This window comes from Sorangium sp. So ce176, from assembly GCF_051519835.1.
Lineage (GTDB): Bacteria > Myxococcota_A > Polyangia > Polyangiales > Polyangiaceae > Sorangium > Sorangium cellulosum_G.
The window spans coordinates 9,617,136-9,639,762 of the sequence record NZ_CP150371.1; the positions used below are offsets into that span (position 1 = coordinate 9,617,136).

The following is a 22,627-nucleotide window of genomic DNA, read 5'->3' on the forward strand; positions in this document are numbered from 1 at the left end:
GCCGGCCGCGCGCCGCGCGTCGATCACGGCCGCGGCGCGTCGATCACGGCCGCGTCGCGCGGCGCGGCGGCCTTCAGCGCCGGCGCCGCCGCGAGGACTCGACATCTCGAGTCGAGGCTCGAGATCGACGGGCCGCCCGATCCCGACGCCTCGCCGGACCCACCGCGGACGCACGGCGAAACAGCCCGTCCAATCCGCTCGGCGGCGCACATCACCATGCTATGTTTCACGGATGAACGTGCTTATCCGGACCTGTCGCCGCGTGCTCGCTCCGCTCTTCCTTTCCGCGCGCGCCCGCGCAACGCTCACCGCGTCTCTCGCGCTCGGCGCGAGCGCCTGCGCCTCGGTCGTCGGCGAGCATGAGGCCGAGACGAAGTTCCTCGTCAAGCCGACCTCGCAGTCGACCTTCTCTGGATGGAGCGAGGTCTCGGTCTCGCAGGATCCGAACTCCGTCGACGGGGCCAAGCTCAGGTTCATCCGGCTCGAGGCGCGCGACAACAACGTGCCCGACCTGACCTTCATCAAGAGCATCACCGCCTCGGCCGTTGTCGACGACGTCCCGACCGTTGTCGCCAGGAAGGCGAAGATGCCCTCCGGGGAGCGCATCGTCCCGCTGGATCGGGTCTATCACGACGACATCCGGAAATTCTTCTACAAGGACGACGAGAACGGCGGCTACACCGTGCATGTCGACTGGAAGGGCGAGATCGATCTGACGAAGACGATCCCGCCGGAAGGAGTGTGGATGAAGGTCATCGTCTCTGTGAGCATCGAGTGACCTGACCGCCGCAACGCCCTTCCTTTCCGCGCCTCTCGGCGCCCCCCCGCGCCCGCGGCTGTCTGCCCTGACGGCCGGAGTCGCGCGCGAGGAATGCCCGATGCACGACCCCGGAGGCGGCCCGCGCTAGCGGGAAGCGGGCCCCCGAGCGCAGCCGACGAGCTCCTTGAAGAGCGGCGAGGTGACGTACCGCTCCCCGCCGTCGGGCAGGATCACCACGATGTTCTTGCCCTGCATCTCGTCGCGCGCCGCGACCGAGAGCGCCGCCGCCATGGCCGCGCCGCCGGAGATGCCGACGAGGATCCCCTCGGCCTTCGCGAGCCGGCGCGCGGCCTCGAACGACTCGTCCTCGGACACGGGCACCACCTCGTCGATGAGCTCGCGCCGCAGGATCTTCGGGACGAAGCCCGCGCCGATGCCCTGGATGAGGTGCGCCCCCGCGCGCCCGCCGCTCAGCACGGCGGCGTTCCGCGGCTCGACAGCGATCATCTTCACGCCCGGCTTCTTCTCCTTGAGCACCTCGCCCACGCCGGTGATCGTCCCGCCCGTCCCCACGCCGGCGATCACGACGTCGACCGCGCCGTCCGTGTCGTCCCAGATCTCGCGCGCTGTCGTCGCGCGGTGCGCGGCCGGGTTCGCCGGGTTCTCGAACTGCTGCAGCATCACCGCGCCGGGCGTCTCGTCGACGATCTGCCGCGCCCGCGCGACCGCCTGCACCATCAACGACCCGGGCGTCTGCAGCACCTCCACCCCGAACGCCCGGAGCAGCGCGACCCGCTCGGGGCTCATCGTCTCGGGCATCGTGAGGATCAGCCGGTAGCCCTTGGCCGCGGCGATCATCGCCAGCGCGAGGCCCGTGTTGCCGCTCGTCGGCTCGACGAGCACGCTCCCGCGGCTCAGCTTCCCCCGCCGCTCGGCGTCCTCGATCATCGCGAGGCCGATGCGATCCTTGACGCTGCCGCCGGGGTTCCGGCTCTCGACCTTGCCGAGGAGCGTGCCGCGCAGCCCCTTGCCCGCAGAGCTCAAGCGAACGAGCGGCGTGCGCCCGATCGTCGCCGCGATGTTGTCGAAGATTGCACCCACCTGGCCGCCCTCCGTGATGGCACCGGGCCAGACGGAGCGCCGGCCCGGTGGCTAGATGGAGTAGTCTTGCACGAAGATCTTCGCGTCGCGCAGATTTACAAGCACCCTGTCTCCCTCGGACAGCCCGAGCTCGGCGACGCGGTCCTTGGTCATCTCGACGGAGAGCGGCTGGCCATCGGAGAGGCGGAGCTCGGCCTTGACCATCCACCCCACCCGCGACAGCCGCTCGACGCGCGCCATGCTGGCGTCGTCCGAGCCGGGGGGCTCCGACGAATCGACCCGGGCGTGGAGCTCGATGTCGTGCGGCCGCACGAAGGCGCGCACGCTCGCGCCGTCGCCGGTCCCGGGGGGCGCGTGCACCGCGAGCGTCCCGAGCGCGGCCTGGCCGTCGCGCACCTCCCCCTTGAGCACGTTGATCGACCCGACAAAGCTCGCCACGAACTCGGTCGCCGGCCGGTCGTAGATCTCCTCGGGCGTGCCGATCTGCTCGACCCGCCCCTTGTGCAGCACGATGACCCTGTCGGCGAGATCCATCGCCTCTTCCTGGTCGTGGGTCACGAAGACGCTCGTGATCCCCCGCTCCTTGTGCAGCCGCCGGATCCACTCGCGCAGCTCGAGGCGCACCTTGGCGTCGAGCGCCCCGAACGGCTCGTCGAGCAGCAGCAGCGACGAGCCCGGGGCGAGCGCGCGCGCCAGCGCGACGCGCTGCCGCTGGCCGCCGGAAAGCTCGTGCGGGAACCTGCCCCCGAGCCCCTCGAGCTGCACGAGGCTGAGGAGCTCATCGACGGTGGCCGCGATCTCCTTCCGGGGCCGCTTCCGGATGGAGAGGCCGAAGCCGATGTTGTCGCGCACGGTCATGTGCCTGAACAGGGCGTAGCTCTGGAACACGAAGCCGATGTTCCGGTCCTGCACCCGCGTGTGCGTCGCGACCTTGCCGTTCAAGATCACCTCGCCGGCGTCGGGGCTCTCGAGCCCGGCGATGATCCGCAGGACGGTGCTCTTGCCGCCCCCGCTCGGCCCCAGCAGCGCAACCAGGGCGCCGCTCTCGATCTCGAACGAGACGTCGTCGACCACCTTGTTCGGACCGAACCGCTTCGTGAGCTGCTGGACAACGATTCCCATAAGCGACAGCTAGCCTTCTGCCCGTCTCGCGCGCGCCCCGGACAGAAAAAACCAAGGCGCTCAAGCGCGCCCCAGAGTCGCCCGCCGGACGGGTAGGCGCAACCAGATTCAGAAAGACACATCGGAAAGGTGGGCCTATTTGCAAGAGGCGCGTTTCTCGCGCTTCTCGCCCGCCTCCGCTCGGGCGTGAGGGCGAGCGCCCGCCTCGCGCCGCCGGCCGCTGCCCGACCCGTGGACGGCTCGAGGTGCTAGCATCGCCGCGCCGCGACGCGGCGGGACCAGGACGGGAGGCGGATGCGTTGTCTGGTGACTGGGGTGGCCGGGTTCATCGGCTCGCACCTCGCGGAGCGGTTGATCGAGCTCGGGCATGAGGTGCTCGGGGTGGACCGCTTCACCGACTACTACGCCCGCGAGCTCAAGGAGGGAAACCTGGGCCGGCTGCGCGGCGAGCCGCAATTTTCGCTGGCGACGGTCGATCTCGCGACCGCCGACCTCCGCCCGCTGCTCGCGGGTCGCGAGGTGGTCTTCCACCAGGCGGCGCAGGCCGGCGTGCGCCCGAGCTGGGGGCAGAGCTTCGAGGGCTACCTGCACGACAACGTGCTCGCGACGCAGCGGCTGCTGGAGGCGGCGAGGACGTACGGCCGGCTGCGCAAGCTCGTCTACGCCTCGTCCTCCTCCGTGTACGGCAACGCCGAGGATGTGCCCATGCACGAATCCAGCCGGACTGCACCGTACTCGCCCTACGGGGTGACCAAGCTCGCCGCCGAGCAGCTCTGCGAGCTGTACCGGCGCAACTTCGGCCTGCCCACGATCTCGCTCCGGTACTTCACCGTGTACGGCCCGAGGCAGCGCCCGGACATGGCGTTTCACCGGTTCATCTCGGCGGTGCTGAAGGGCGAGCCGGTCCGCGTGCACGGCGACGGCGAGCAGACGCGCGATTTCACCTACGTGAGCGACGCGGTGCAGGCCAACGTCGACGCCATGGAGGGCGCCGCGGTCGGCGTGTTCAACATCGGCGGCGGCTCGCGGGTGAGCCTCAACGACGCGCTCAGGCTCCTCGGGGAGCTCGCGGGGCCCGTGCGCGTGGAGCGGGGAGAGCCGCAGGCCGGGGACGTCCGACACACCCTGGCCAACACGGCGGCGGCGCGGGCGGCGCTCCGGTACGCGCCCCGGATGCCGCTGCGCGAGGGGCTCGCGGCCCAGGTGGCCTGGCAGACGAGGATGCTCGGGCTCTCCCGGTAGGGCGGAGCGCCGCGCCCTCAGGCAGCGCGACGACCCGGGAGCGCGGCGCGCGTCGACAGCCGCCTGCCGCGGCGGCGACCATCCCGGGAGGATCGCGCGATTCCGCTCACACATGTCCGCCGTCACCTTGCGCCCGCGCCGCGCGATCCCCGAACGACGGCACGGAACCGCGCGATCCCGGAACGATCTGCTATCCTCCGCCGCCGTGATTGTGGACCAGCCCCCCACACCAGCCCCCCACGACGCTCCGGAGGACCGGGTGACGTTCGGGCTCTCCGCCTTCGAGCCTCGCCCGAGCCTGATGGCGCCCTCCATCGCGCCGGCCCCCCAGCCGGCGCCGCACGTCTCCGTGGTCGTCCCGGGGCTGAACGAGGCAGAGAGCCTGGCCGAGCTCGCGCAGCGGGTGGATCAGGCCCTGAAAGGGCGCTTCGCCTACGAGCTCATCTTCGTCGACGACGGGAGCACCGACGACACCTGGAATGTCATCTCCAGGATCCGCGCGGAGAACCCGGTCGTGAAGGGCATCCAGCTGCGGAAGAACTTCGGCAAGGCGACGGCGCTGACGGCCGGCTTCCGTAAGGCGAGGGGCGCCGTGGTCGTCACCATGGACGCCGACCTCCAGGACGATCCGGCCGATCTGCCGAGCTTCATCGCCAAGGTCGAGGAGGGCCTCGACGTGGTGGTCGGCTGGAAGGTCAACCGGCTCGACCCCACGAACCGCCTCGTCCTGTCCCGCATCTTCAACGGGACGGTCCGCTGGGTCACGGGCGTGAAGCTCCACGACATGAACTGCGGCTTCAAGGCGTACCGGAGCCAGGTGCTGCGCACCATCCCGATCTACGGCGATCTCTTCCGGTTCATCCCGGCGCTCGCCGCGTGGCAGGGCTTCCGCGTCGCCGAGATCCCGGTGCGCCACCACGCCCGCAAGTACGGCAGCTCCCGCTACGGCCTGGAGCGCATCCTGCGCGGCTTCTTCGACCTCCTCAGCGTCATGTTCCTGACCCGCTACTCGAAGAAGCCGATGCACCTCTTCGGCCTCATCGGCCTCGTGTTCGCGGCGATCGGGGTGACCATCAACGTGTACCTGACCCTGCTCTGGTTCCTCGGGCACAAGATCGGCGATCGCCCGCTGCTCCTCCTCGGCGTGCTGATGATCCTCCTCGGCATCCAGTTCTTCTCGATGGGGTTCATCGGCGAGTTCCTCACCTTCCAGATGCAGCAGCGACACCTGACCGACGACCCGCCCGTCCGCGAGGAGTTCGAGTGATCTCTGACGCTTACTTCGGCCGCTTCGAGACCGTCAAATACAGAAAAGCAGGGGCGCTCAAGCGGAAGCTCATCCAGCGCTTCGCGTCCGCGATCCACGACCTCTTCATCGAGGCGAATCCGGTCGAGCGGGTGCTCGAGGTCGGCGTCGGGGAGGGGTTCCTCTCCGGCTACCTCTCCGAGAAGTTCCCCGAGAAGCAGTTCACCGGCGTGGACCTCAACCCCGCCGATATCGAGCGGCTGCAGCGGCTCTTCCCCCGGATCCAGGCGCGCGTCGGGAGCGCTTACGATCTCGGCGATCTCTGCGAGACCTCGCCCGGCTTCGACCTCGTGATCTGCGCCGAGGTGCTCGAGCACCTCGACACGCCCGACCGGGCGCTGGCCGAGATCCAGCGGCTCTCGCCCCGGCGCGTCATCCTCTCCGTGCCGCACGAGCCGTTCTTCAAGCTGTCGAACCTGCTCGCAGGGAACAACGTGCTCCGCCTCGGCAACGACAGCGATCACGTCAACCACTGGAACCCGACGTCGTTCCGCCGGCTCATCGAGCCGCGCTTCGACGTCCTGCGGATGACGACCTCTTACCCCTGGATCCTCTGCCTCGCAGCCCCGCGCTGAGCATGCGCCGCACGGTCGTCCGCGCGCTCGTCCGCCTCGTCGGGCCGCTCCTGCTCGCGGCCGTGATCCTGCGCATCGACGACCGCGACGCGGTGCTCGCCGCGCTCACCTCGGCGTCGGCCGGCCCGCTCGCGCTCGCGGCGGCGCTGAACCTCCTCAACATCCACCTCAAGGTGGTGCGCTGGGACGCGCTGCTCCGCGCCCGGGGCATCCGTTACCCCCTCGGGCGCGCGTGGGCGTCGTTCATGACGTCGCTCTATGTCGGCATGCTGACCCCGGGGCGCGTCGGCGACCTCCTGCGGATCCGCTACCTGCGCCACGATCTCGGCGTGCCCTACGCGGAGGGGCTGGCCTCCGTCGTGATGGACAGGCTGTGCGACCTCTACGTGCTGGCCGCGTTCGTCGCCGTCGGCGTCGCGCACTACAGCGCGGTCATCGCCGGCCGCCTGGCCTGGGTGACGTGGGGCGGCATCGCGCTCACGGTCCTCGCGCCGCTCGTGCTGCTCATCCCCGGGCTCGCCGAGCGGCTGCTGCTCGCGCTGTCCCGCAAGCTCGCGAAGGCGCCGGCGGTCGGCGCGGAGGCGGGCACGGAGCCGGGCGCGGCGAGCCGCTTCCTCGTGGCGCTGCGGGCCCACGTCGGGCGGGGGCTCCTCTTCACGCTCCCCGTCACGGTGGCGACGTTCCTCGTCAACTTCCTGCAGGGCTACCTGATCGCGCGGGCGCTCGGGCTGTCGCTCTCGCTGTTCGACGTCACCTGCCTGCTCGCCATCGCGAACCTGCTCGGCCTCCTGCCGATCTCGATCGCCGGCGTCGGCGTGCGCGAGTTCTTCTTCGCCCTCGTGTTCCCCTCGCTCGGCTTCAGCGCCGAGCACGGCGTGAGCTTCGGCCTGCTCGTCTTCGCCGTCGTCTACCTCGTCGTCGTCGCGCTCGGCTTCGTGAGCTGGCAGCTCGCCCCCCCGCCGAGCGCCCCCGAGGCCGCGCCGGCGGGCGCCGCGCGGCCCTAAAGTGCTCCCCCGACGCGCGCGCGCATCACCGGTCGGCGCTCATCGAGAACTGCGCCTTCATCGTCATGGGCTCGAAGGGACGGACCCGCGCCGCGGCCGCGCGGAACGCGTCGACAACGCACGCGCCGACCTCGGTCCCCTCGTAGGGCGCGCCGTCGAGCTGCACCGCGGCGTTGCCGCTCCGCAGGAAGGTCACGGTCACTGTCGCGTCGCCAGTCGGGCCTTCCGGCTGCCAGCAGCGCTGCGCGCGGCGGCCGCCGCGCTCGAGCGCCGCGGCCGCGTCCGTCGACAGGCGGAGGTGCTCCGAGATGAGCCGGCTCCCCCCGGGCTCGATCCCGTCGTGGGAGAGCGACGACACCTCGACGAAGGCCGGATACGCCGCGCTGCGGCCGGGGCAGTGCGAGGGGCGCACCATCGCGTAGCCGGTCGCGGTGGCGAAGCCGCACACAGCGAGCGCCACCAGGAGCGCGCGCTGCCCGCCGCTCCGTCCGTGCGGCCCGTCGAGCGGACCGTCGTCCGGCCCGCCGCGCAGGCGCTCGACCTCCGCGCGGATCTCGGCGATCTCCGCGTCCCGGGCGGCCAGCGCCGCGTCCCGCTCCTTCAGCTTGGCTTCGAGGGTTTCGATGCGCGCGCGAGCCGCATCGAGATGATCCCGGTAGTGCGACATGCGGCCATTCTACCGCGCCTCGCGCGCGGCGCCCTGCCCTTCCCGCGCCCTCCGCGCCGTTCCTTGACAGCGGGGGGTAGGGTCAAGTAGCCGAGACACCGCCTCACCCATGCTAGACCACCACCGTACCAGGCTGAGCAGCGCGCTCGCGAAGGTCGACGGCACCATCGAGCGGCTCGCGCGCGCCGCCTTGATCCTGGCGCCGTGGCCGATCCTCTACGGCATGAGCATCGCCGTGACGGCCTGGGTCTTCACCCACCCGGGCCGCCTGGCTCAGCTCGACACGAACAAGCTGACCGAGCTGGAGCGCCGCTGGATGGCCGGCGGCGCCGTCGTCGCGATCATCGGGGTCGGGCTCGCCTACTTCCTGGTGATGCTGGCGCGGCGGACGGTGACCCGCTCGTGGGCGTTCGTGAACACGGTGGGCCGCCTCAACCGGGCCCTGATCCCGGTGCTCGCGCTCCCGCTCGTCGCCGCGCTCAAGGTCCCGAACATCGAGAAGGAGAGCCCGAAGACGGCGCTCTTCTTCGCCGCCCTCGCCGCGGCGGCGGTCGGCGTGGGCGTCTACGCCTGGGGCCGCGGCGACGCGCCCGTGCACGGCGATGCGCGCGGGCTCGACGACGCGCGCGATCTCGACGGCGACAGCGCCGGCGCGCTGGCGAAGGCCGGGCGACGGCTCGCGCCGCTCGCCGTGGCCGCGCTGTGGGCGGGCTACGCCTTCTTCTTCTCCCGGCTCGCGATCACCAACCACCACGCGCTGCACACGCGGACGCCTGACCTCGGGTACTACGACAACATCTTCTACCAGTCGATCCACGGCCGGCCGCTCGGCTGCTCCTGGATCAAGGCTGGCTACCACGGCTCCGCGCACTTCGACCCGATCCTCGTCCTGCTCTCGCCGCTCTACCTCCTCTATCCGAGGGCGGAGTTCCTCCTCGTGCTCCAGTCCGTGTGGCTCGGCGCCGGCGTCATCCCCGTGTACCTGCTCGCGCGCGACAAGCTCGAGCACCGCGGCAAGGCGATCCTGCTCGCCGCCGTGTGGGCCATCTACCCGGCCCTGCACGGCACGAACATGTACGAGTTCCACTCGCTCACGCTGATCTCGCCGCTGATCGTCTGGCTGCTCTACTTCTACGAGACCGGCAGGGACAGGCTGTACTGGGTCGCCCTCGCCGCGCTGCTGCTCTGCCGGGAGGACGTCTCCCTCCTGATGTGCTTCATCGGGCTCTACGCCATCCTCGACCGGCGCCCGGGCAGGACGCGCCTCGGCTGGGTGACCATCGCGACGAGCCTCGTGTACTTCGTCGTCGTCAAGCTGTTCTTCATGACGTCGGCCGGCATCATCATGTCGGGCAAGGACGCGTACTCGTTCGCCTACTACTACCAGGAGCTCATGCCGAACCGGAGCGGGCTCGGCGGCCTCCTCGTCTCGCTCCTCACGAACCCTGTCTTCGCCCTCAAGGTCATGCTGGCGGAGCCGAAGATCCTCTTTCTTCTCCAGCTCTTCGTCCCCCTCTGCTTCCTGCCCTTCCTCGCGAAGCCCGGGCGGTGGATGCTCGCCTACGGGCTCATGTTCTGCCTCCTCGCCTCGCGCGACGCGGTCTTCTCGATCCACTTCCAGTACTCGGCAGTCCTCTTCCCGATCGCCTTCGCGCTGGCGCCGATCGGACTCAAGCGGGCCGCGGACTCCGCGCCGGCCGCCTACTTCGGGCTCGACGGGCGGCGCCTGTCGCGCGCGCTGCTCGCGGCGACGCTCGTGGCGAGCGCGCTCGTGTCGTGGAAGTTCGGCGGCCTCGTCGAGAACGCCTCGTTCCGGGGCGGCTTCTCCCGCGTCGCGCGCAGGCTGACGCCCGACCAGGAGGCGACCTACGCGTGGGTGCGGCAGCAGGTCGAGGCGATCCCGCCCGGCGCGGTCGTCGGCGCGACGAGCAAGATGGGGCCGCACATCTCGAACCGGAAAGAGGCCTATTTCTATCCGGGGGACCGCGCCGCGCTCGTCCATTACGTGCTGCTCGACGAGGGGGAGCTCAAGGCCAAGGACCTGGAGCGCCACAACGCGGCGGTGAAGCGCGGCGAGCTCATGGAGCTCAGCCGACTGAAGAAGATGGCGCTGTTCAAGCGCGTGAAGCCGGCGTCGAAGGAGCCGCCGCGGCCGCCGTCGTCAGAAGAGCCCGACGAGCCCACTACCCGGGAGCCGCGCCCGGAGCTACGAAAGCTGAACAAGAAGCCGGGCAGCCCGCCGCCCGACACAACCAGCACCGCGGAGCAAGATGAAGACCCTCCTCCTGGCCCATGACTTCGACGAGACCTCCGAGCTCGCCCTCGACACGGCGATCGAGCTCGCCCGCAAGCTCTCCGCGAAGATCGTCGTGGCGCACGTGTACAGCGTGCCCGTCTACAGCTTCCCGGAAGGCTCGTCGCTGATCCCCTCGGCGGAGGACGCCGCGCGCCTCGCCGAGGCGGCGCAGCGGAGCCTCGATCAGGTGATCGAGCGCCGCGCCACGCCCGACGTCGAGATATCGGGCGTGCTCCGCGCCGGCGTCCCCGACGAGGAGATCTGCCGCCTCGCGGGCGAGATTGGCGCCGACATGATCGTGATCGGGACGCACGCGCGCGGGGCCGTGGCGCGGGCCCTGCTCGGCAGCGTCGCGCAGCGGGTGGTGCGCTCGGCGACCGTCCCCGTCCTGACGATCCGCGGCCCGCAGCCCGAGAGCTGACGCGGCACGCCGGCACATCCTCCGTATCACTCAGGAGTTTTCCGGGGTGCCCCTGGAAATTTCCTGATCCGCTGCCAAATGCGTCCAGCCGCTGGCACGAAACCTCGTTGAAACTTCGGGCACGTTACCCCCGTGCCATGAAGATCGACACTGGGGATACGGCCTGGCTCCTCGCATCAACAGCCCTCGTCCTTTTCATGACGCCGGGCCTTGCCCTGTTCTACGGCGGCATGGTGCGCCGCAAGAACGTGCTCGCGACGCTCATGCACTCGTTCGCCGCGCTCGCGGTGATCTCGGTGCAGTGGGTGGCCATCGGGTACTCGCTCGCGTTCGGCACGTCGCAGGGCGGGCTCATCGGCGGGCTCGACTATGTCGGGATGCGGGGGCTCGCGGGGGTGGAGCGGGGCACCGTGCCGCACCTCGCGTTCGCGGCGTTCCAGATGATGTTCGCGGTGATCACGCCCGCGCTCATCGCGGGGGCGTTCGCGGAGCGCATGCGGTTCTCGGCGTACCTGATCTTCATCCTGCTCTGGTCGACGCTCGTCTATGATCCGGTCGCCCACTGGGTGTGGGCCGAGAAGGGCTGGCTCTTCGAGATGGGGGCGCTCGACTTCGCGGGCGGCACCGTGGTGCACCTCGCGGCGGGCGTCTCGGCGCTCGTGTGCGCGGTCGTGCTGGGCCGGCGCTCGGGGTACCCGCACGAGCGGCACGTGCCGCACAACCTGACGATGACCCTGACGGGCACGGGCATCCTCTGGTTCGGCTGGTTCGGCTTCAACGCCGGCAGCGCGCTCACCTCGGGCGGGCTCGCCGCGCTGGCGATGCTCGACACGCACCTCGCGGCGGCGGCGGGCGGCGCGGCGTGGCTCTTCGTGGAGTGGGCGCAGCGGGGCAAGCCGACCGCGCTCGGCGTCGCCTCCGGCATCGTGGCCGGGCTCGTCGGCATCACGCCGGCGGCCGGGTTCGTCGCGCCCTGGGCCGCCGTCGTGATCGGCCTGCTCGCGGGCGTGGTGTGCTACTTCGCTGTCGTCTCGAAGGAGCGCCTCCGCTACGACGACTCGCTCGACGCGTTCGGCGTGCACGGCGTGGGCGGCCTCCTCGGCGCGGTCCTCACCGGCGTCTTCGCCGAGAAGGCCCTGAACGAGGCCGGCCGTGACGGCGTGATCGCCGGCAACCCCGGTCAGATGGTCCCGCAGCTCGCCGGCATCATCGCCGTCGGGCTCTACGCCGCGATCGCGACCTTCCTGCTCCTCAAGCTGGTCGACAAGCTGATCGGCCTCCGCGTGGCCGAGAGCGACGAGCGCGAGGGCCTCGACGCCACCGAGCACGGCGAGACCGGCTACGCGCTGTAGCGGCGCGCGGGCAACCCCGGAGCCCCAGGTCGATCCGCGCGGGCAACCCCGGAGCCCTAGGTCGATCAGGGCTCCGGCCGCGTTCGCCCTCCTGGTAAGGAGGGGCACGCGCGGGCCGGGGCGCCGTCGTAGTTGCCTCCACACGGGCGCACCGCTAGAGCGACGGACGGTTCGCACCGCCAGGGCGCCCAAAGCGCCAAGAGACGTCGAACATCTCTTGGCGCTCTCGGCGTCCTGGCGTTTTCTGTGTTCGAACCGATCGGTGCTCCAGCTTGCGCCGAACCTTTCCCCTGGGCGCGCGCCGCGCGCGAGCGCCCCGTCATCACGGAGCAGACAGGCATGAGCGGCCATTCGAAGTGGGCCACCATCAAGCGGAAGAAGGGCGCGCTCGACGCAAAGCGCGGCAAGCTCTTCACGAAGCTCATCAAGGAGATCACCGTCGCGTCGCGCATGGGCGGCGGAGACCCGAACGGCAACCCGCGCCTCCGCAAGGCGGTCAACGACGCCAAGGGCCAGGCGATGCCCGCCGACACGATCAAGCGCGCCATCCAGCGCGGCACCGGCGAGATCGAGGGCGCGAACTACGAGGAGATCCTCTACGAAGGCACCGGCCCCGGCGGCACGCTCTTCCTCTGCGAGGCGATGACCGACAACCGGAACCGCACCGTCGCCGAGATCCGGAAGATCTTCGAGAAGAACAACGGGCAGCTCGGCGCCGGCGGCTCCGCGCAGTGGGCCTTCGAGCGCAAGGGGATCATCCTCATCGCGAAGGACGCGGCGACCGAGGATCAGCTCATGGACATCGCCGTGGGCGCAGGCGCCGACGACTACAGCGACCAGGGAGAGGACTGGCAGGTGCTCTCCAGCGTGGACGTGATGGACCCGGTCGTGAAGGCCCTCGAGGACGCGAAGATCGCGGTGAAGTCGAACACCGCCGGCTACGTCCCCAAGAACAAGAAAGAGGTCGCGGGCCGCGACGCCGAGGTCTGCCTCAACCTCGTCGACTCGCTCGACGACCACGACGACGTGCAGAACGTCTACGCCGACTTCGACGTCCCCGACGAGGAGCTCGCGAAGCTCGAGGGCTGACGCGGGGCGCCGGGGGAGGCCCCCGCGCGTCGCCGCCGGCGGCCGCCCGGCGCCGCCGTCAGGGGCGCCAGATCGGGAAGCTCACGATCGCCCACGAGAAGAACGCGTGGGCGAAGAGCGCCGGGGGCAGCCGCCCGGTCCGGTGCACAACGCGACCCCACACGATCGAGCAGCCGAAGCCCGCCGCGACGAGCAGCGGGTTCGGCCCGGCGACCGGATCGCCGAGCAGGAAGAGCGTGGGCAGGTGCGCGACGGCGAAGAGCGCGCTCGACAGCAGCCAGGCGGCCCCCTGGCCGAGCGGCCCCTCGAGCGCGCGCATCACGAGGCCGCGCCAGACGAGCTCCTCGAGCGCGGCCACGACGAACACCGCCGCGCCGACGAACACGCGCGCGTCGGCCGACGGGTCGCCGAGCTGGAGGTACAGGCGAAGGAGCCACGCCTCGCGCGGCGAGCCCCGCGGGGCGATCGCCATCTGCACCGCCATGGCGACGCCGTAGAGCACCGCCGCGACGAGCGCGCCGCGCGCGAGGTCGCCCGACAGCGGGCGGAGCGCGGCGCGGAGCTCGCCGCAGCGGCGGAGCCACATCACCGTGGCCGCGCCGAGGACGACGTAGGGCGCGCCGACGGCGGCGAGCATGCCGGACGCGCCCGCGCGCTCCGGGTCGAACGCGAGCGAGATGGCGATCGCGACGACGGCGGTGACCGACGCGGCGATGAGCGCGGCCTCGCGGCGCGAGGTCCGCGGCGGCTCGCGTGGATCGGTCGACCGCGGATCCTGCGAAGAGGCCGGGGCAGGCGGCGGGTCCGCGGACGGAGGGGCGGCGTCGGCGTCGACGGGGATCATCGCGCGCACATCCGGGAGACCCGGTCGAGGATGCGGTCCGCGAGCACGGGCTTGGGCAGGACGCCGAGGGCGTCGGCGGCGTCGCGGGTCACGAGCGTCGCGCGGTTGTCGTCCCGGCCGAACGAGTCCGCCGCGTGGTTGGCGACGATCATGTCGACGCGCTTGCTCGCGAGCTTGTGCCGGGCATAGGCGATCACCCCCTCGTCCGTGGCGGTCTCGACGGCGAACCCGACGAGCACCGGCGGCCGCGATCCGTCGGTCGGCGCCGCGCCGGCGAGGCCGGCGCGCGCGGCGCCGACCTCGGCGAGCAGATCGGGGTTCGGCACGAGCGGCAGCGAGGCGAGATCGGGCGTGCGCTTCAGCTTGGTCGCGTGCTGCTCGGCGGGCCGGTAGTCGGACACAGCGGCCGTCATGATCAGCGCGTCCGCGCCGCGCAGCTCCTCGCCGAGCGCCTGCCAGAGCGCGGCGCGCATCGAGAGCGCGCCGCGCACGTCGACGCGCCGCGCGCCCGGCGGCGTGGCGAGCGACACGGGGCCGGCGATGAGCGTGACCTCCGCGCCGCGGGCCGCGGCCCGCTCGGCGACGGCGAAGCCCATCTTGCCTGTCGACCGGTTGCCGAGGAAGCGCACGGGATCGAGATCCTCGAGCGTCGGGCCCGCAGTGACGACGACGCGGAGCCCCGCGAGATCGCGCGGGGCGAGCTGCGCGAAGGCCGCGGCCGCGATCGCCGCGGGATCGGCCATGCGACCGAGGCCGCGCTCGCCGGAGGCGACCTCGCCGAAGACCGGGCCCACGAGCTCGACGCGGCCGTCGGCCGCGAGCGCGGCGACGTTCCGCGCCGTCGCGGGGTGAGCCCACATGCGGGGGTGCATCGCGGGCGCGGCGAGCACCGGCCCCTTCGCGCACAGGGCGAGCGCCGTCACGAGGTCGTCGGCGCGCCCCGCGGCGAGGCGGGCGAGCAGGTCGGCGGTCGCTGGGACGAGGAGCACGAGATCCGCCTCGGCGGCGAGCGCGACGTGCAGCTCGCCCGCGAAGGCCGGGTCCCACATCGTGTCGCGCACCGGCTCGCCGCAGAGCCCGCTCAGCGTCATCGGCCCCAGGAACTGCTGCGCGGCGCGGGTCATGATCGGCAGCACGCGCGCGCCGCCCTGGATCAGGAGACGGGCGACCTCGGCGGCCTTGTAGGCGGCGATGCTGCCGGAGACGGCGAGCGCGACGGTCGGCCGCGCGCCGGCAGCGGCGCGCCCGGCGGCCGGCGGCGCGGGGGCGCTCGGGGGAGGCGCAGGGCTCGAAGAGGGCGCGGGAGAGGACGGCGTTCGGCCGGACATGGCGCAGGAGCCAACGTGGGTCGGGGATCCGGGGATCCGGGAGCCAACGTGGGTCGGGGATCCGGCGCCCACCCTGGCACGAAAACGGGCAGCCGTACACGCTGCGCCGCGGGCGGATGCTAGCCTCGGGAGGTGCGCTCCTTCGATCGGCTTCGCGGCCGCTCCCAGGCGGGCTCCGAGCAGCTCGTCACCGTGGCGACCTACAGCGAGTCCGTCGAGGCGCAGATGGGGCGCTCGGCGCTGTCCGCTCACGGCGTCCGCGCCTTCATCGCCGATGAGCACGTGGCGACGCTGACCCCTCATTACATCGGCAGCTCCCTCGGGATCCGGCTCCAGGTGCCGCGCGCGGATCTGGAGCGGGCGGCCGAGATCCTGAGACCGCCGGCCGTCGACGACGATCGCGAGCTCGACGAAGAGGACGACGCGGCCGAGCTCGACGGGCCGAAGTGCCCGGCGTGCGGGGCGCGTTACGCTTACCGCGAGTGGGCGCCCGGTCAGGTCCTCGTCATCATCGCGCTGCTCGGGTTGCCGCTGCTCGTGCTGAAGAAGCGATGGCACTGCCGCAAGTGCGACGCCTACTGGGCGCCGGCGCCGGCCGCGCCGAGGGCCGGGAACCCTTACCGGGCGCCGCGCGGGGCGGCGCTGCGGGCGAAGAGCTAGCGCCGCTCGCGCGGCGGAGCCGGCGCTGCGGCGCCCGCTGAAGGGGCCGGCGGCGGGCGATCGCCGCCCGCGCATCAGCCGTCCTCGGCCTTGTCCTCGCCCTTGTTCCGGCGCCGCTTCTTGCTCTTGCCGTCGTCCTTCGTCTCGTCGGCCGTGGGGCCTTTCTGGCCACGGGGCTCTCTCCGCGCCTTGCTCTCGGGCGCGGGCTCGCTCGCGCGCTGCACGATGTCGGCGCCCTCGGCGGGCGGGGCGTCCTCGCCGCGCGAGCGGCCGCCTTCCTTGTCTTCCCCGCGCTGGTCCTTCTTCTCGTCCTTGACGCGGAACGTGCCGAACCCCGCGCGGTCGGTCCAGCCGCGCCCTCCGGTGAGCCCCGGCTCCCGGCTCTCGACGGTGCCGCCGCCCGGCTCGGGGCCTGTCGCGCCGGGCGTGCGGACGTCCGGCCCCTGCGTGACGACGAGGTACTCGTCCGCCACGTACTCGGGGTGATTGTCGTCAGCCCCCTTGACCACCAGGTCGCGCGGGCCGCTCCCGACATGGACGATCTGCGTGGTCGGCGGGTAGCTGTCGCTCCACTTCTCCCGCACCCCATAGGCGCCGTCGCGGACGACCCGCGAGCTCGTCGTCCTGAAGCCGGGGATGCCGCGCTGAGCCAGCACCCGTGTGCCGTCGGGCAGCTTCGGCGTCGGGCGCTCGAGCTCCTCGAACGGGATGACCGCGTCGATGCGGCGAAAGTACGTGACCGTGAGCTTGCGCGAGGGCCCGAGGATCTCGGCGCGCACGACGCCGCCCGACACAGTCTCGTGGAGCACGATCGGGAAGTCGAACGGGTTCCTGAAGCGGTAGTTGATCGTCGGATAGACGACGGTCGCGTCGAGGCCGAGCTTGATGTAGTAGCTCGGGCGGGAGTGCGGGTAGCGCTCGACGATCTCGAGCCCCGCGAAGAACGCGGCGCCGTGGAGCGTGCCCGATATCTGGCACGTCCCGCCGCCGAGCCCGTCGACGAGCTCTCCTTGCGCGATGACGGGCGCGACGCGGTATCCATGCGCCTCGTCGCGCGGGCCCACCGTCTCGTTGAAGTCGAAGATCTCTCCCGGCATGACGACGACGCCGTCGAGCTTCGAGGCGGCGAGCCTGAGGTTGTACGTCCTTTCCCTGGACTTCGCCCCGGTCGCGTAGCGCGTCTCGAAGTAGCCGAGCACCTGATCGAACTTGACGTGGCCGAGCTGCTCGGCGACGAGCTTCGGCGCGATCGTCTCGACGCTCGCCAGCGCCGTGTCCTCGCCGGCTCGCAGGGCAGCGTCGATGCGCGCGAGCGTGCCGTAGACGTCCAGCCGATACCCGATCTTCTCGGGCTTGAGCTGCCGCGCCTCGAGATCGACATAGGCGTCGACCGCCGGCGCGTCGAGCTCGACCTTCAGATCGAGCAGCATGCTGATCGCCCGCTCGGAGTCGAGCAGGAGCGGGATCGGGATGTCGAGCGGCGCGTCCTCGTCCTTGCGCTCGTGCGCGCGGCGGAGCGCGCTCTCCGGGCGGATCGCCTCGCGGATGAACTCGGCGAGGCGGACCCGGTTGATCTCGACGCCGAGGTCGTTGCGGCGGAGCGCGCGCGCCGAGCCGTCGGGGAGCACGATCCGGATCTCCCCGGTGGCGTAGCGACGCACGAGGTCGAGCGCGTTCGCCACGACGTCGCCGCCCGCCGGCACCGGCACCTGCGCCACGCGGAGCACCGGCGGCGGCCTCGGGCCGTCGTCCGGCGGCGGCGGCAGCACGAGGTAGGTGATGACGAGGCCGCTCGTGACGAAGATCGCCACCAGCGCGGCGAACCGCCAGAGCTCCGGCGAGCGGCGAAGATTCATGCGAGGGCGGCCATCTTGAAAAGCCTTCCCCCAACCGTCAAGCAAACGCCGCCGCGGACGGCGGCGCGGGCGAGCGGAGGCGAGCGCGCCAGGCCGCTACGGGCCGGCGCCAGGGGGGCGGCGCGGCGCCTTCGCGGCGGCTGACGCGGCGCGCGCGGCCCTGAGGAGCGGCTCCTTGATCGAGCCCGCCCCGGGGGCGAGCTGCGAGCCCCGCGGGTGCGGCGCGCCCCGGCGCACCGACGACCCGAGCAGGTACGCGCCCGCGAGCGCCGCGAGGATGACGAGGCAGACAGCGGCGACGGGGACGAGCCAGCGCCGCGCCCGGCCCACGGGCGGCGGCGGGACCTGCGGCGCGCTCGCGTCGCGCTCGACGATCGCGCGCCCGGGACGGGCATTCGCCTGCGGCGGGCTCGGCTGGGGAGGCGGCTCGTCGTTGTCGATCGAGCGCTCGCGCGCGATCTCCATGGCCTCCTGGATCGCGACGCGCCGCCGCTCGCCGCGCGGGCCGAGCATCTGCTGCATCAGCGTGGCGAGCTCATCGGTCGTGGCGAGCGGCGTCGCCGGCGACACCTGCTCGATGGCGCGGCGCAGGTCGGCCATCGTGGCGAAGCGCTCGTCCCTCGCCTTCGCGAGCGCCCTCATGATGATGCGGTCGACGCTCTCCGGGAGCGAGGGGACGAGGGTCCGCGCCGGCTCGGCCGCGGCCTTGTCGCAGATGCGGCGCACCGTCGCGGGCTCGTTCTCGGCGAGGAAGGGGTGCTTGCCCGTGACGAGCTGGTAGAAGACGATCCCGAGCGTGAACACGTCGGTGCGCCGATCGATCGGCTCGCTGCCCGCCTGCTCCGGCGACATGTACGCGAACTTGCCCTTCACCTGCCCGACCTGGGTGCGCTGCAGGTTCGAGGCGGCCTTGGCGACGCCGAAGTCGAGGATCTTCACCGTTCCGTCGTAGCCGACCAGGATGTTTTGCGGCGAGACGTCGCGGTGAACGAGGCCGACGAGCTTGCCGTCGCGGCCGCGCAGCTCGTGCGCGGCGTGCAGGCCGAGGGCGGCCTCGCCCACGATGCGCAGCGCGACGGGGAGCGGCACGCCGCCGCGCGCCTTGCTCTCCCGCAGAACCAGGTTGAGCGGCTCACCGTCGATGAGCTCCATCACCTGATAAAGGACGCCGTCCTCCTCACCCACATCGATGGTCTCGGCGACGTTCGGGTGGTGGATCTGCGAGACCAGGGTGGCCTCATCGAGGAACATCGCCTCGAAGTCCGGGTCGTCGCTCAGCTCGGCCCGCAGCAGCTTGACGGCGACGATCCTCGGCAGCTGGCCGTTCGTCCGAGCGGCCCACACCGAGGCCATGCCCCCGAGCGCAATAGGGACGAGGAGCTCATAGCGACCGAGCGTATGGCCAGCGCGTACTTCTCCCATGGTGCTCACGTGCCGCTAACCCCGGCGAAGGCGGCAGTCCTCCCCCGGGAATCGGGCCCGCCGAGCGCGGCCTCCATGAGATCGGATCCGCAAGAAGCGCTCGGTGTGCCGGGTGATGCTCTCGTTCGACGATCGACAGCGGGCGCCAGGCGCGCGGCAGGGCGCCCGCTCTCCGGATCGTCGCAGAGAACGACCTGGCGCTCAACCGGGAACGTTATTCAGCAAGAGCGTGATAATTCACCGGTCCACCCCGGATCGGCGGGACCGCTCGCGCTCACCGCGCGAGCTCCCGGGCCTGGAGGGCGCGCCGCCTCCCTCCGCCGGCGCATCGGGCTGCGGGGCCTCGGGAGACGGGATGACCTTGCGCAGCGCGGACAGGTGACGCTTGGTGACGCCTGTCACCGCCAGGATCTGCGCGTCGGTCGCGCGACGCACTGCCTCCAGGGAGCCAAGCTCCCGGAGGAGCGCCGTCCTCACGGCGCTGCCGAGGCCCGGGATGTCCTCGATCTCGGAGCGGAGGCGCCGCGCCTTGCCGAGCCGCTTGCGTGCGTGGTTTGCGAAGCGGTGCGCTTCGTCTCGAGCGCGCGCGAGGAAGAAGAGGGCGGAGCTCGTGGAGCGGAGCGGGATACCGTTCTTCTGGCCAGGCAGGTAGACGCGGTCGACGAGCTTCTCGCCGGCCTGCGTCTCCCGCTCCTTCGCGAGGCCCACGATCGGGAGGCCGTGGAGGCCGAGATCGCGCGCCGCCGACAGCGCGACCTGGAGCTGCCCGCGGCCGCCATCGACAACGAGCAGATCCGGCAGATCCCACTCGGCTCCGCCGGACCGCGCGCTCTTCGGCGCCTCCTCTGCTGAGGCCGCGGCGCGCCGCTCCGCGGTCGCGGGCACCTCGGCAGTCTCCTCCGGCGGAGCGTCGCTCGCTGCCACCAGGGCAAATTCCTCGTCAGCCACGTCGCTCTCTGCGTCGTCGCTCGCTGCGAGATCGCTCTCGGCGAGATCGCTCTCGGCCTCGTCGAGCTCGGACGCGTCGCGCGCTGTCGTGTCGCGCTCTGCCGCGTCACTCTCTGTCGCGTCGCGCTCTGCCTGTTCGCGCTCTCCCTCGTCGCCCGCGGCCGCCTCGGAGGTGCCGAGCGCGGCCGCCTCGCTGTCTGCGGCGGGCTGCGGGCTCGCCGGTCGAGCGGCCTTGCCGCGGCGGAACCGGCGCGCGAGCACCTCGTACATGGCGGCGTAGTCGTCGCCGTCGGCCACGCTCTTCACGTTGAAGCTGCGGTAGCGCTTCTTGTCCGGCTGGCCGTCGAGGAGCGCCACGATCGATCCCACGGTGTCGCCCCCGCCGAGATGAGAGATGTCGCAGCACTCGATGCGACGCGGGAGCGTCGGGAGGCGGAGGCGCTCCCTGAGCTCCTCGAGACGGGCCTCGAGATCGTCGGAGCTCCTCTGCTTCTCCCGGAACGCGTGAGCTGCGTTCTCGCTCGCCATCTTGAGCAGATCGACGCGGGGCCCGCGCTGAGGCACGAAGAGCGCCACCTTGCGGCCGCGCCGATCGCTGAGCCACTCCGCGACGCCCTCTGCGCCGTCGGGCAACACCGGCACGAGGACCTCATCGGGGATCGTGGTGGACGCGACGCCATAGTACTCGTTGAGGAAACCGCCGAGCACCTCGTCGTCCGGCAGCTCCATGTTGCGGAGCGAGAAGGAGAGCGTGTCTGTCACGCGCCCCTGGCGCACGAGGATCACCTCGACCTCCACCAGCGTCCCCTCGCGGTAGATGCCCACGACGTCTTGATCGACGTCCTTCACATAGACGACGCGCTGTGCCTCCCGCACCGCATCGACTGCCCGGAGCTGATCGCGGTAGATGGCGGCGCGCTCGAACTCGAGCTCCCGCGACGCGTCCCGCATTCGCGCGGTGAGCTCGCCCGTGAGCTCGTCGTGGCGCCCTTCGAGGAAGAGCGCGACCGAGCGGACCATCTCCGTATAGAGCTCCCGGTCCACATCCATCACGCAGGGCGCGAGGCAACGCTTGATCTGGTACTGCAGGCAGGGGCGACGGCGCGACGCCATCTCGGCATCGGAGCAGGTGCGGAGCTGGAAGTGCTTGTTGACCAGGTGGAGCGTCCGCCGCGCGCTCGTCGCCGAGTGGTACGGACCGAAATACCGGGCCTTGTCCGGGGCGGGACGGCGGACCGTCTCGAGCATCGGCCACTCCTTCTGCGGGTCGAGCTTGAGGCAGAGGAAGTCCTTGTCGTCGCGCAGCTTGACGTTGAAGCGGGGCTTGTGCTGCTTGACGAGCTCGTTCTCGAGTACGGCCGCTTCCTTCTCGGTGGCGGTCACCACCGTCTCCAGATCGGCCACGATTTTCCGGAGTATCGGGATGAAGTAGCGGGCGTCGCTCCCGCTCTCCTGAAAGTAGCTGCGGACGCGGGAGCGCAGGCTCTTCGCCTTGCCGACGTAGACGACGGCGCCGGTCTTGTCGATGAACAGGTAGCAGCCCGGCTTCGTCGGGAGCGACGCGAGCTTGGCTGCGACGAGGGCTTCGGGATCCTGCTTGGCGCTCGGGTTGACCACGGCCGGAACGATCTAGAAGTCGCGCGCGCCGGCAGCAAGCGCCCCGATCACGGCCCTTCGACGCAGAGGGCAGACGCGGCCGGCGCCGGCGCTCCTTCACGGGCCCGGCGGCGCCGCTCGCCGCCAGGGCAGAGGCGGAACGCCCCGGTCGAGATCTCGTGCAGGTCGCCCGACGCGGAGACACGACGAGCGGGACTCGCCCCTGGCGAGCTCGCTCGCCGCCGCGGCGTCCGAGGCGATCACCGGACGCAGGTTGGACTCTCCCTCCACGCGGGGCGCGGCGGCGCGGCGCGCTGCGCTCGTGAGCCGCGCAGCGCTCGTGACCAGCGCTCGTCACGACATCGGCGTGTGGCGCGAACGGCGCGAGCGGCGCGGACGCGCCAACGTGCGAACGCGCGAGCGCGCGAAGCAGCGGTGGGCGACGCGAGAGGTGCGCCGCCGGGATCATCGAGCTCCGCTGGCGCACGCGCGCCTGCGAGGCGCAGCGCGGCAGATGCGCGGTTTTCTCCGAGAGGAGCGAGACGAGGGCAGCGGTGTCGCGCGGCCCCGCGTCGTGGTCTCGTGAGCGACGGCCTCTTCGCCTCGGTCGCAATCCGGCGCCGACTCCTCGTCGCGGCGTCGCGCCCAGTCCGTCTGGAGCTTCTTGGCCATGAGAAAGGTCGCCCGCTGGAGAGCGACGTTGCCCATGCCGACTGCCGGTGCCCCGCTTGTCCTCGCCGTAGCTGCGGTTCGGGTTCTCCCCGCTAGCCACTTTCAGCCCGCCGGGCGCCACGGTGACGAGCATCTGGCTGGGAGAGTGGACCGGCCGGACCTCCATCGTACCTCGCACCCTCTAATCAGGTTGCCTGAACCCGAAAGGACTTGTATGGTCGTAACACCACCAGCGACTGCCCGTTCGATACCCGGGTCCAGTGGCCAAAAGGCATCGGCGAACTGAGCCTGCGGCGCACCGGCCCCCTATCTGGTTCCCGTTCGCTGCCGTTCGCTGCCGTCCAGGTGGGCCACCGCGCCTGGTGT

At 71.5% G+C, this 22,627-nt stretch carries 18 protein-coding genes; 10 read left to right on the top strand and 8 right to left on the bottom strand.

Annotation, left to right across the window (positions count from 1 at the left end):
• The first annotated feature begins 232 nt into the window (after positions 1-232).
• The gene (locus tag WMF42_RS36395) at positions 233-778 is read left to right on the top strand and encodes a hypothetical protein (RefSeq protein WP_061606273.1); all 546 of its coding nucleotides are present in this window, start codon (positions 233-235) and stop codon (positions 776-778) included.
• A gap of 126 nt (positions 779-904) precedes the next feature.
• On the opposite strand, the gene cysK is transcribed toward WMF42_RS36395, so the two are convergent.
• Complete coding sequence (gene cysK, locus WMF42_RS36400) at positions 905-1,861, bottom strand: cysteine synthase A (protein WP_061606272.1); 957 nt, start codon at positions 1,859-1,861, stop codon at positions 905-907.
• 51 nt (positions 1,862-1,912) lie between these two features.
• Entirely contained in the window at positions 1,913-2,983 is a 1,071-nt protein-coding gene (locus tag WMF42_RS36405) for a sulfate/molybdate ABC transporter ATP-binding protein (RefSeq protein ID WP_061606271.1), read from the bottom strand.
• A 294-nt stretch (positions 2,984-3,277) separates the two neighbouring features.
• Between WMF42_RS36405 and WMF42_RS36410 the strand changes: the two genes are divergently transcribed.
• The 4 genes from WMF42_RS36410 to WMF42_RS36425 all read left to right on the top strand — a co-directional run bounded on the left by WMF42_RS36410 (position 3,278) and on the right by WMF42_RS36425 (position 7,110).
• Positions 3,278-4,225 carry an NAD-dependent epimerase/dehydratase family protein gene (locus WMF42_RS36410; protein ID WP_061606270.1) on the top strand — a complete coding sequence of 316 codons (948 nt, stop codon included), beginning with the start codon at positions 3,278-3,280 and terminating at the stop codon, positions 4,223-4,225.
• A 205-nt stretch (positions 4,226-4,430) separates the two neighbouring features.
• On the top strand, positions 4,431-5,492 hold the full coding sequence (locus WMF42_RS36415) for a glycosyltransferase family 2 protein (RefSeq protein ID WP_437687669.1): 1,062 nt from the start codon (positions 4,431-4,433) through the stop codon (positions 5,490-5,492).
• Positions 5,489-6,106, top strand: coding sequence for a class I SAM-dependent methyltransferase (locus WMF42_RS36420; RefSeq protein ID WP_437687670.1), 618 nt, complete (start codon positions 5,489-5,491; stop codon positions 6,104-6,106). Before WMF42_RS36415 ends, WMF42_RS36420 begins: the two co-directional genes overlap by 4 nt.
• Before the next feature lie 2 nt (positions 6,107-6,108).
• On the top strand, positions 6,109-7,110 hold the full coding sequence (locus WMF42_RS36425) for a lysylphosphatidylglycerol synthase transmembrane domain-containing protein (protein WP_061610082.1): 1,002 nt from the start codon (positions 6,109-6,111) through the stop codon (positions 7,108-7,110).
• A gap of 25 nt (positions 7,111-7,135) precedes the next feature.
• Here the strand turns inward: WMF42_RS36425 and WMF42_RS36430 are convergent, their stop codons facing one another.
• Positions 7,136-7,777: a hypothetical protein gene (locus WMF42_RS36430; RefSeq protein ID WP_061610081.1), complete on the bottom strand. Its 642-nt coding sequence runs from the start codon at positions 7,775-7,777 to the stop codon at positions 7,136-7,138.
• 109 nt (positions 7,778-7,886) lie between these two features.
• Between WMF42_RS36430 and WMF42_RS36435 the strand changes: the two genes are divergently transcribed.
• From WMF42_RS36435 to WMF42_RS36450, 4 genes are all read left to right on the top strand, one after another.
• Positions 7,887-10,073, top strand: a complete 2,187-nt coding sequence (locus WMF42_RS36435; protein ID WP_437687673.1) for a DUF2079 domain-containing protein — start codon at positions 7,887-7,889, stop codon at positions 10,071-10,073.
• On the top strand, positions 10,048-10,494 hold the full coding sequence (locus WMF42_RS36440) for a universal stress protein (RefSeq protein ID WP_437687675.1): 447 nt from the start codon (positions 10,048-10,050) through the stop codon (positions 10,492-10,494). Before WMF42_RS36435 ends, WMF42_RS36440 begins: the two co-directional genes overlap by 26 nt.
• 137 nt (positions 10,495-10,631) lie before the next feature.
• Entirely contained in the window at positions 10,632-11,846 is a 1,215-nt protein-coding gene (locus tag WMF42_RS36445; RefSeq protein WP_437687677.1) for an ammonium transporter, read from the top strand.
• A 339-nt stretch (positions 11,847-12,185) separates the two neighbouring features.
• Positions 12,186-12,935 carry a YebC/PmpR family DNA-binding transcriptional regulator gene (locus WMF42_RS36450; protein WP_061610077.1) on the top strand — a complete coding sequence of 250 codons (750 nt, stop codon included), beginning with the start codon at positions 12,186-12,188 and terminating at the stop codon, positions 12,933-12,935.
• A 58-nt stretch (positions 12,936-12,993) separates the two neighbouring features.
• On the opposite strand, the gene WMF42_RS36455 is transcribed toward WMF42_RS36450, so the two are convergent.
• A complete protein-coding gene (locus WMF42_RS36455) occupies positions 12,994-13,779 on the bottom strand; it encodes a CPBP family intramembrane glutamic endopeptidase (protein ID WP_437687679.1) in 786 nt (261 codons plus the stop codon).
• A complete protein-coding gene (gene coaBC / locus WMF42_RS36460) occupies positions 13,776-15,107 on the bottom strand; it encodes a bifunctional phosphopantothenoylcysteine decarboxylase/phosphopantothenate--cysteine ligase CoaBC (RefSeq protein ID WP_437687681.1) in 1,332 nt (443 codons plus the stop codon). Before coaBC ends, WMF42_RS36455 begins: the two co-directional genes overlap by 4 nt.
• 132 nt (positions 15,108-15,239) lie before the next feature.
• Here coaBC and WMF42_RS36465 point away from each other — a divergent pair, with 132 nt between their 5' ends.
• Positions 15,240-15,767 carry a putative signal transducing protein gene (locus WMF42_RS36465; RefSeq protein ID WP_437687683.1) on the top strand — a complete coding sequence of 176 codons (528 nt, stop codon included), beginning with the start codon at positions 15,240-15,242 and terminating at the stop codon, positions 15,765-15,767.
• A gap of 74 nt (positions 15,768-15,841) precedes the next feature.
• Here the strand turns inward: WMF42_RS36465 and WMF42_RS36470 are convergent, their stop codons facing one another.
• The 3 genes from WMF42_RS36470 to uvrC form a co-directional block, all read right to left on the bottom strand.
• Complete coding sequence (locus WMF42_RS36470; protein ID WP_061610074.1) at positions 15,842-17,623, bottom strand: VanW family protein; 1,782 nt, start codon at positions 17,621-17,623, stop codon at positions 15,842-15,844.
• Between the two features lie 96 nt (positions 17,624-17,719).
• Positions 17,720-18,976 (bottom strand): serine/threonine-protein kinase, encoded by a 1,257-nt coding sequence (locus WMF42_RS36475; protein WP_437687685.1) that lies wholly within the window; start codon positions 18,974-18,976, stop codon positions 17,720-17,722.
• A gap of 306 nt (positions 18,977-19,282) precedes the next feature.
• On the bottom strand, positions 19,283-21,610 hold the full coding sequence (uvrC, locus tag WMF42_RS36480; RefSeq protein WP_437687687.1) for an excinuclease ABC subunit UvrC: 2,328 nt from the start codon (positions 21,608-21,610) through the stop codon (positions 19,283-19,285).
• Positions 21,611-22,627: the final 1,017 nt, after the last annotated feature.

Excerpts from the sequence above, each read along its gene's own strand:
- WMF42_RS36395 (WP_061606273.1), top strand. The coding sequence starts at position 233 with ATGAACGTGCTTATCCGGACCTGTCGCCGCGTGCTCGCTCCGCTCTTC.
- WMF42_RS36405 (WP_061606271.1), bottom strand. The coding sequence starts at position 2,983 with ATGGGAATCGTTGTCCAGCAGCTCACGAAGCGGTTCGGTCCGAACAAG.
- WMF42_RS36410 (WP_061606270.1), top strand. The coding sequence starts at position 3,278 with ATGCGTTGTCTGGTGACTGGGGTGGCCGGGTTCATCGGCTCGCACCTC.
- WMF42_RS36425 (WP_061610082.1), top strand. The coding sequence starts at position 6,109 with ATGCGCCGCACGGTCGTCCGCGCGCTCGTCCGCCTCGTCGGGCCGCTC.
- WMF42_RS36430 (WP_061610081.1), bottom strand. The coding sequence starts at position 7,777 with ATGTCGCACTACCGGGATCATCTCGATGCGGCTCGCGCGCGCATCGAA.
- WMF42_RS36435 (WP_437687673.1), top strand. The coding sequence starts at position 7,887 with ATGCTAGACCACCACCGTACCAGGCTGAGCAGCGCGCTCGCGAAGGTC.
- WMF42_RS36440 (WP_437687675.1), top strand. The coding sequence starts at position 10,048 with ATGAAGACCCTCCTCCTGGCCCATGACTTCGACGAGACCTCCGAGCTC.
- WMF42_RS36445 (WP_437687677.1), top strand. The coding sequence starts at position 10,632 with ATGAAGATCGACACTGGGGATACGGCCTGGCTCCTCGCATCAACAGCC.
- WMF42_RS36450 (WP_061610077.1), top strand. The coding sequence starts at position 12,186 with ATGAGCGGCCATTCGAAGTGGGCCACCATCAAGCGGAAGAAGGGCGCG.
- WMF42_RS36455 (WP_437687679.1), bottom strand. The coding sequence starts at position 13,779 with ATGATCCCCGTCGACGCCGACGCCGCCCCTCCGTCCGCGGACCCGCCG.
- coaBC (WP_437687681.1), bottom strand. The coding sequence starts at position 15,107 with ATGTCCGGCCGAACGCCGTCCTCTCCCGCGCCCTCTTCGAGCCCTGCG.
- WMF42_RS36470 (WP_061610074.1), bottom strand. The coding sequence starts at position 17,623 with ATGAATCTTCGCCGCTCGCCGGAGCTCTGGCGGTTCGCCGCGCTGGTG.
- WMF42_RS36475 (WP_437687685.1), bottom strand. The coding sequence starts at position 18,976 with ATGGCCTCGGTGTGGGCCGCTCGGACGAACGGCCAGCTGCCGAGGATC.